This window comes from Gammaproteobacteria bacterium, assembly GCA_036383255.1.
Lineage (GTDB): Bacteria > Pseudomonadota > Gammaproteobacteria > Natronospirales > REEB76 > DASUBN01.
Genome location: DASVOS010000017.1, coordinates 122652 through 131284, shown reverse-complemented (window position 1 = coordinate 131284; position 8633 = coordinate 122652). Strand labels below are relative to the sequence as shown.

Here is an 8633-nt window from a genome sequence, read left to right as displayed (position 1 = left end):
GAGACCTTGGTGGCCTCGCCGAAGCAGAGCGGGAGCATGCCGGAAGCGAGGGGATCGAGGCTACCGGTGTGGCCGGCCTTCTCGGCCAGGAACAGGCGCTTGGCCTTCTGCAGCGCATCGTTGGAGGTGAGGCCGACCGGCTTGTCTAGCAGCAGCACGCCGTGCACGGGGCGGCGCGGCAGCTTCACCCGCTGGGGAGCGGGTTCAGCGCCGGTCACGAGCCTTTCCCGCCATCCGGCGTATTCGCCTTGGCGATGAGGGCCTCGAGGCGCGCGGCGCGCTCCTCGGTCTCGTCGTACTGGAAGCGCAGCTCCGGCATGATGCGCAGCTTCATGGCGCGGCCGAGCTCGTGGCGCATGAAGCCGGAAGCGTGCTGCAGCGACTGCACCAACTCCTGGTGCGTGAGGCTGCCGCCGAGCGAGGACACGAACACGCGGGCGTGGGACAGGTCCTTGGAGAGCTGCACCGCCGTAACGGTCACCATGCCGGCGCGCGGATCCTCCAGGACCCGGCCGACCATGCCTGCCAACTCGCGCTGGATCTGCTCGGCGACCCGGGTGGAGCGCTGGAATTCCTTGGGCATCTCGGGCTACCGGCTCAGATCGTGCGCGCCACTTCCACGCGCTCGTAGCACTCGATCTTGTCGCCCGGCTGCACGTCGTTGTAGTCCTTCACGCCGATGCCGCACTCGGTACCGGCACGGACCTCGGACACGTCGTCCTTGAACCGGCGCAACGACTCCAGCGCGCCCTGGAAGATGACCACCTCGTTGCGCAGCACCCGGATCGGATTGTTGCGCTTGACGTAGCCTTCCACCACCAGGCAGCCGGCGATGGCGCCGATCTTGGAGGAGCGGAACACGTCGCGCACCTCGGCCAGGCCCACGATCTGCTCGCGGATCTCGGTGCCGAGCATGCCGCTCATGGCCTTCTTCACGTCGTCGATGGCTTCGTAGATCACGCTGTAGTAGCGCAGGTCCACGCCGGATTCGGCCACGATGCGGCGCGCACCGGCATCGGCACGCACGTTGAAGCCGATGATCACCGCCTTGGAGGCGGCGGCCAGGTTGGCGTCGGACTCGGTGATGCCGCCCACGCTGCTGACGATCACCTTGACCTTGATCTCGTCGGTGGACAGGCCGGTGAGCGCGTCGCGCAGCGCCTCGGCGCTGCCCTGCACGTCGGTCTTGACCAGCAGGTTGAGGGTCTTCTGGCCATCAGCTATCTGCTGGAATACGTCCTCGAGCTTGGCGCCCTGGGCGCGCGCCAGCTTCACGTCGCGGAACTTGCCCTGGCGGTACAGCGCGACCTCGCGGGCCTTGCGTTCGTCGGCTACCACCAGCGCCTCGTCGCCCGCATTGGGCGTGCCGGAGAGGCCCAGCACCTGCGCCGGGATGGAGGGGCCGGCCTCGTCGATGCGCTCGCCGGCCTCGTCGAACATGGCGCGCACGCGGCCGAACTCATGGCCGGTGAGCAGGATGTCGCCGGTCTTGAGCTTGCCCTTCTGGATCAGCACGGTGGCCACGGCGCCGCGGCCCTTCTCCAGGCTGGATTCCAGCACGAAGCCGGTCGCCGGGCCGTCGGCCACGGCCTTCAGTTCCATGACCTCCGCCTGCACGCTGATGGAGTCGAGCAGCTTGTCCACGCCGGCGCCGGTCTTGGACGACACCTGCACGAAGATGTTCTCGCCGCCCCACTCTTCCGAGATGATCTGGTGCTGCGACAGCTCGGTGCGCACCTTGTCGAAGTTCGCTTCCGGCTTGTCGCTCTTGGTGATGGCCACCACGATCGGCACCTCGGCGGCGCGCGCGTGGTTGATGGCCTCGACGGTCTGCGGCATCACGCCGTCGTCCGCCGCCACCACCAGCACCACGATGTCCGTCACCTTGGCGCCGCGGGCGCGCATGGCGGTGAACGCGGCGTGGCCGGGGGTGTCCAGGAAGGTGATGGCGCCCTTCGGCGTCTGCACGTGGTAGGCGCCGATGTGCTGGGTGATGCCGCCGGCCTCGCGGGCCGCGACGCGGGTCTTGCGGATGTAGTCCAGCAGCGAGGTCTTGCCGTGATCGACATGGCCCATGATGGTGACCACCGGTGCGCGCGTGGCTTCCTCGCCCTGCTCCACGGGCTTGGCCTGGAGCATCTTGTCCTCGACGTCGCTCTCCTTGAGCAGCTTCGGGGTGTGGCCCATCTCATGCACCACGATCGCCGCGGTGTCCTGGTCGATGACCTGGTTGATGGTCGCCATAGCGCCCATGTTCATCATGATCTTGATGACTTCGTTGGCTTTCACGGCCATGCGCTGCGCCAGTTCGCCCACGGTGATGGTCTCGGGGATATGCACCTCGCGGACCTGCGGCGCCACCGGCCTCTCGAAGCCGTGCTTGGATTCCATCTGCACGTTGATCGGGCCGCGGGACTTGCCCGGCTTCTTGCCCTTGCGCTTGTTGGACAGGCCCCCGGCCACGTGCAGCTCGGCACGTCCGTAACGGGTGTGGGCCTCGGTGCCGGCCGGCGCCGCAGCGGCGGGTGCCGGAGCGGCGGGCGTGCCCGGCTTGCCCTTGGGCAGCGCGGCGCGCATGCGGCGGTCTTCCTCATCCGCCTCGCGGCGGGCGTCGGCCTCGGCGCGGCGGCGCTCGGCGTCGGCGCGGGCATGGGTCTCCTGCTCCTGCTTGCGCTTGGTCTCCTCGTCCTGCTTGGCCTTGCGTTCCTGCTCCTCGACGGCGCGCTTGGCGTCGTCCACGGCCTTCTTCTCGGCGGCGCGCTTGGCCTCTTCGGCCTGCTTCTGCTCGAGCTCGGCCTGGCGCACGGCGTCCTCTTCGGCGCGGCGCTTGGCTTCCTCTTCCATCACCGCGCTGCGCTTCACGTAGGTGCGCTGCTTGCGCACCTCCACGCTCACGGTCTTGGCCCGGCCCTGGGCGCCGGTGAGCTTGATCTCGGAGACGCTGCGGCGCTTCAAGGTGATCTTGCGCGGCTCGGCGGTTGAGTTCTCGCCGTGGCTCTGGCGCAGGTGCGTGAGCAGCTGCATCTTCTGGTCGTCGCTGATGGCGGCATCCGGGTCGCCGACCTCGATGCCGGCCTCCGAGAGCTGCGTCAACAGGCGGTCCACGGGCGTGCCCACGACCTCGGCCAGTTGTCTTACGGTGACTTGTGCCATGCCCTTACGCTCCTCGCTGCTCGTGCTTCGCTTCTCGCTTCACTCAGGCCTGCTGCTCACCGGCGAACCAGGGGGCGCGCGCGGTCATGATGAGCGACGCGGCGCGGGCCTCGTCGAGGCCCTCGATGTCCTTGATGTCCTCCACCGCCTGCTCCGCCAGCTCCTCCATGGTGCGGATGCCCTTGGCGGCAAGCTTGAACGCCAGCGCCCGGTCCATGCCGTCCATGTTGAGGAGGTCATCGGCGGGCTCGCTGTCGCCCACCTGCTCCTCGCTGGCGATGGCCTGGGTCAGCAGCACGTCGCGGGCGCGGCCGCGCAGCTCTTCCACCGTGGCTTCGTCGAACTCTTCGATGGAGAGCAGTTCCGTGGTCGGCACGTAGGCGATCTCCTCGATGCTGGAGAAGCCCTCCTGCACCAGGATCGCGGCCACGTCGGCGTCCACGTCCAGCTGCTCCATGAACAGCTTCTGCAGCGCCTGGGCCTCGGCCTCGGTCTTCTGGGTGGCCTGGGCCTCACTCATGACGTTGAGCTCCCAGCCCGAGAGCTGGCTGGCGAGGCGCACGTTCTGGCCGCCGCGGCCGATGGCCTTGGACAGGTTGTCCTCGGCGACCGCGAGATCCATGCTCTTGGATTCCTCGTCCATGGTGATGGAGATCACCTCGGCCGGGGACATGGCGTTGATGACGAACTGGGCCGGGTTCTCGTCGAAGGGCACGATGTCCACGCGCTCGCCGGAGAGCTCGTTGGATACGGCCTGCACGCGCGAGCCGCGCATGCCGACGCAGGCGCCGACCGGGTCGATGCGCGAATCGTGGCTCATCACCGCCACCTTGGCGCGGGAGCCCGGGTCGCGCGCGGCGCCCTTGATCTCGATGAGGCCCTGGCCAACTTCCGGCACCTCGAGCTTGAACAGCTCGATGAGGAACTGCGGCGCGGTGCGGGTCACGAACAGCTGCGGGCCGCGCGCCTCGGCGCGCACTTCCTTCAGGTAGCCGCGGATCCGATCGCCGGTGCGCACCGCCTCGCGCGGGATCATGTCCTCGCGCGGGATGAAGGCCTCGGCGTTGTTGCCGAGGTCGATGTAGACGTTGCCGCGCTCCACGCGCTTCACGAGGCCGGTGACGAGCTCCCCGATGCGGCCCTGGTAGGCCTCGACCACCTGGGCACGCTCGGCCTCGCGCACCTTCTGCACGATGACCTGCTTGGCGGTCTGCGCGCCGATGCGTCCGAACGGCACCGAGGCCATGGGCTCCTCGATGAATTCGCCCACCTGGATGTCCGGCTTGACGTCCACGGCGTCCATCAGGCGGATCTCGCGGTCCGGGGACTCCAGCAGCATGTCGTCGGGCTGCACCACCCAGCGGCGGAAGGTCTCGTACTCGCCGGTCTGGCGGTCGATGGAGACGCGCGCGTCGATGTCGCCGCCGTGCTTCTTGCGCGTCGCGGAAGCGAGCGCCGCTTCCAGCGCCTCGAAGATCACGTTCTTGTCCACGCCCTTCTCGTTGGAGACGGCGTCGACGACCAGCAGGATCTCTTTGTTCATGGCTCTATCTCTTCAAGAAATATCGGTTTCGATCCAGATCAGAATTCCGGTACCAGGCGCGCTTTCGCGATGCCCTCCAGGGGCAGGCGGTGGAGCACGCCGTCCACCTCGATGCTCACCTCGCCGCCCTCGCATCCTTTGAGGATGCCGGTGAAGCGCTTGCGCCCCTCGATGGGCAGGTCGAGCTCCACCTTGGCCCGCTCCCCGGCGAAGCGCGTGTAGTCCGCGGCCTTGCGTAGCGGCCGGTCCAATCCCGGCGACGACACCTCGAGGGTGTAGTGGCATGGGATCGGGTCCTCCACGTCCAGTACGGCGCTCACCTGGCGGCTGACCTTCTCGCAGTCATCCACCGTCACGCCGCCCTCGCGGTCGATGTATACCCGCAGCAGGCCGCCACCGCCCTGGGGGTGGAACTCCAGTTCCACCACCTCGTATCCCAGCGCCTCGACCGGCGCTTCCAGCAGACTGATCAGCCTCTCTCTCACCGCGCTTCGCGCTCCATTCCTATTTCGTCTGAAAATTCCATCCCTGGAATTTTCAGACTCGCGAGTCCGGCACATGTCCGGACTCGCGATACAACCGCAAAAAACAAAAATGGGCCCTCGGGCCCATCTCCAAAAACCGTCCCGCTGAGGGCAGGACGACCTAGACGACAAACCCCGGCTTGCCCGGGGTTCAAGCACGGCCCTCTCTGGCAGAGGGCCTTCGCAAGGACACAAAAAAACCCCTATCCGGGGTCCTGCATCCAAGAACTTCTGTAGCAATGCTACCTAAGTCATTGATTTATTGGTAGCGGGGGTAGGATTTGAACCTACGACCTTCGGGTTATGAGCCCGACGAGCTGCCAGACTGCTCCACCCCGCACCCGGCGGACAGGAAATATATAGCAAAAGAGTCAGGTTTTCAAGGTTTTGTGGCGGAAATGCGACGTAGCACCGCAACCAAGAGCCCATTTTCAGAAGCCGATCACCCGCGCGCAAAGCGCCAGCAGCGGTCCGGGCAGCACACCCAGCAGCAGGATCGCGAGGCCATTGCCCGAGAGCAGCCAGCGCAGGTCGAACTCCGCCTGCACGCTGCGGCTGTTGGCCGGCGCCCGGTCGAAGTACATGAGCTTCACCACCCTGAGGTAGTAGAACGCGCTGATGATGGAGAACACCACCGCCGTCACCGCGAGCCAGGTGAGCCCCGCCTCCACCGCCGCGCGCAGCACATAGAGCTTGGCGAAGAAGCCCACGAACGGCGGCACGCCGGCCAGGCTGAACATCACCACCAGCATCATGGCCGCGAACCAGGGGCTGCGCTCGTTGAGGCCCTTGAAGTCGTCGAGCCGCTCGGACTCGAAGCCCTTGCGCGCCAGCAGCAGGATCAGGCCGAAGCCGGCGGTGGCGGTGATCACGTAGGTGAGCGTGTAGAACATCGCCGCCTGGTAGCCGGTGGTAGTGCCGGCGAGGATGCCCATCAGGATGAAGCCGACGTGGCCGATGGTGGAATAGGCCATGAGGCGCTTGAAGTTGGTCTGGGCGATGGCGACGATCGCGCCGATGGCCATGGACAGCACCGCGATGCCGATGAGGAGGCCCTGCCACTGGGCATGCATGCCGCCGAGGCCTTCCACCAGGAGGCGCATGAACAGCGCGAACGAGGCGATCTTGGGCGCCGAGCCCACGAACAGCGTCACCGAGGTGGCAGAGCCCTCGTACACATCCGGCACCCACATGTGGAACGGCACCGCGCCAAGCTTGAAGCACAGCCCCACCACGATGAAGCCCAGCGCGAACAGCGTGCCTATGCTGGCGGCGGGGTTCGAGGCCACGTGTACGCCTAGGCCGGTGATGTCGAGGGTACCGGTGGCGCCGTACAGCAGCGACATGCCGTACAGCAGCACCGCCGAGGCGATGGCGCCCAGCACGAAGTACTTCATGGCGGCCTCGGAGGCGACCGGCGACTCCCGGTCCAGCGCCACCATCGCGTAGAGCGACAAGGAGTTGAGCTCGAGTCCCAGGTACACGATCAGCATGTTGTGGGCCGAGATCATGATCATCATGCCGAGGAGTGCCGTCAGGCCGAGGATGTAGTACTCGCCCTTGAGCAGGCTGCGGTCGCGCAGGTAGTCGCGCGAGTAGATGAACACCATGGCCACGATCAGGTAGGTGAAGAGCTTGAGCACGTTGCCCATGGCGTCGTTCACGAACATGCCGCCGAAGGTGAGCAGGCTGCCCTGCTGGGCCACCGCCACCGTGAGCCAGGCGGTGCCGGCCACCGTGGCCAGCGCCAGCCAGTAGGTCACCAGCCGGTGGCTCTCGGCCAGGAACACGTCCACCACCAGGATGAAGCAGATCATCCCGAGCAGGAACATCTCGGGGACCGCGGGCAGGAACTGGGGCAGCTCGAAGCTCATGGGATCATCCGCCTGTGAGTTTGGTCTGCGCCACCTGGTGCACCAGGTTGGTGACGGTGGCGTGCATCACGTCCAGCAGCGGCGCCGGCCACACGCCCAGCACGATCACCGGTACCGCGCATAGGCCCAGCACCACGAACTCGCGCTGGCTGATGTCGGTCATGCCGCGCACGTGGTCGTTGCCCACCGGGCCATAGAGCACGCGCTTCACCAGCCACAGCGAGTAGGCGGCGCCCAGGAACAGGGTGAAGGCGGCGGCGAAGGCCACCCAGAAGTTGGCGCGCATGGCGGCCAGGATCACCATCCACTCGCCCACGAAGCCGGAGGTGCCCGGCAGGCCGCAGTTGGCCATGGCGAAAAGCACCATGAAGAAGGCGAAGGCCGGCATCACGTTGACCACGCCGCCGTAGGCGCCGATCTCGCGCGTGTGCAGCCGGTCGTAAAGCACGCCGACGCAGAGGAACAGCGCGCCGGAGATGAAGCCATGCGACACCATCTGCACCATGCCGCCCTCCACGCCCATCACGGTGCCGTCGAGGCTGGCGTTCTTCTCGAAGATGGCGAACAGCAGGAAGAAGCCCAATGTCACGAAGCCCATGTGCGCGACCGAGGAGTACGCCACCAGCTTCTTCATGTCCGTCTGCACGATGGCGACGAAGCCGATGTAGACGATCGCGGTGAGCGAGAGGCCGATCACGAGCCAGGTGAGCGCGTGGCTCGCATCCGGGGTGATGGGCAGGCTGAAGCGCAGGAAGCCGTAGCCACCCATCTTCAGCATGATGGCCGCCAGGATCACGGAGCCGCCCGTGGGCGCCTCCACGTGGGCGTCCGGCAGCCAGGTGTGCACCGGCCACATGGGCACCTTGACCGCGAAGGCCAGCAGGAAGGCGATGAAGATCAGCACCTGCGGCTGCAGGCCGAGCGGCAGCTGCTGGAAGGCCTGGATGTCGAAGCTGCCGGCCTTCAGGTACATGTAGACGATGGCCACCAGCATGAACACGGAACCGAGGAAGGTGTAAAGGAAGAACTTGATGGTGGCATAGACGCGCCGCGGCCCGCCCCACACGCCGATGATAAGGAACATCGGGATGAGCATGGCCTCCCACAGCACGTAGAACAGCATGCCGTCGGTGGCGGAGAACACGCCGTCCATGAGGCCTTCCAGGATCAGGAACGCCGCCATGTACTGGGCGGTCTTGTACTGGATGACTTCCCAGCCGGCCACCACCACCAGGATGGTGACGAAGGTGGTGAGCAGGATCAGCGGCATGGAGATGCCGTCCACGCCCAGCGCGTAGTAGACGTTGAAGGTGCTGATCCAGGGCAGCTTCTCGGTGAACTGCATGGCCGCGGTGGTGGTGTCGAACTGCGTCCACAACGGCACACTCACCGCGAAGGTGACGAGCGCGGTCAAGAGCGCCAGCCAACGGACCGCCCCCGGCGCGACGCGCCCGGCGGCGAGCACCAGGAGCCCTCCGGCGATCGGCAACCAAAGCAACAGGCTGAGTATGAAATGGCCGGTCATCTATCGGTTCCCAT

General features: G+C 66.5%; 7 protein-coding genes and 1 tRNA gene. All 8 read right to left on the bottom strand.

Annotated features, from left to right (window positions below; all coding sequences use genetic code 11):
- Nucleotides 1–218: tRNA pseudouridine(55) synthase TruB (gene truB / locus VF651_11150; protein HEX7966257.1), on the bottom strand; the 218-nt coding region annotated here is incomplete at its 3' end.
- Nucleotides 215–583: a 30S ribosome-binding factor RbfA gene (rbfA, locus tag VF651_11145; GenBank protein HEX7966256.1), complete on the bottom strand. Its 369-nt coding sequence runs from the start codon at nucleotides 581–583 to the stop codon at nucleotides 215–217. The genes truB and rbfA, both read right to left, overlap by 4 nt.
- Before the next feature lie 14 nt (nucleotides 584–597).
- Entirely contained in the window at nucleotides 598–3153 is a 2556-nt protein-coding gene (infB, locus tag VF651_11140; protein HEX7966255.1) for a translation initiation factor IF-2, read from the bottom strand.
- Between the two features lie 43 nt (nucleotides 3154–3196).
- Nucleotides 3197–4696, bottom strand: coding sequence for a transcription termination factor NusA (gene nusA / locus VF651_11135; protein ID HEX7966254.1), 1500 nt, complete (start codon nucleotides 4694–4696; stop codon nucleotides 3197–3199).
- Between the two features lie 38 nt (nucleotides 4697–4734).
- On the bottom strand, nucleotides 4735–5181 hold the full coding sequence (gene rimP / locus VF651_11130; protein ID HEX7966253.1) for a ribosome maturation factor RimP: 447 nt from the start codon (nucleotides 5179–5181) through the stop codon (nucleotides 4735–4737).
- Nucleotides 5182–5483: 302 nt separating this feature from the next.
- A tRNA-Met gene (locus VF651_11125) sits at nucleotides 5484–5560 on the bottom strand.
- 91 nt (nucleotides 5561–5651) lie between these two features.
- Nucleotides 5652–7094, bottom strand: coding sequence for an NADH-quinone oxidoreductase subunit NuoN (gene nuoN, locus VF651_11120; protein HEX7966252.1), 1443 nt, complete (start codon nucleotides 7092–7094; stop codon nucleotides 5652–5654).
- Between the two features lie 4 nt (nucleotides 7095–7098).
- Nucleotides 7099–8619: an NADH-quinone oxidoreductase subunit M gene (locus VF651_11115; GenBank protein HEX7966251.1), complete on the bottom strand. Its 1521-nt coding sequence runs from the start codon at nucleotides 8617–8619 to the stop codon at nucleotides 7099–7101.
- Nucleotides 8620–8633 lie beyond the last annotated feature (14 nt).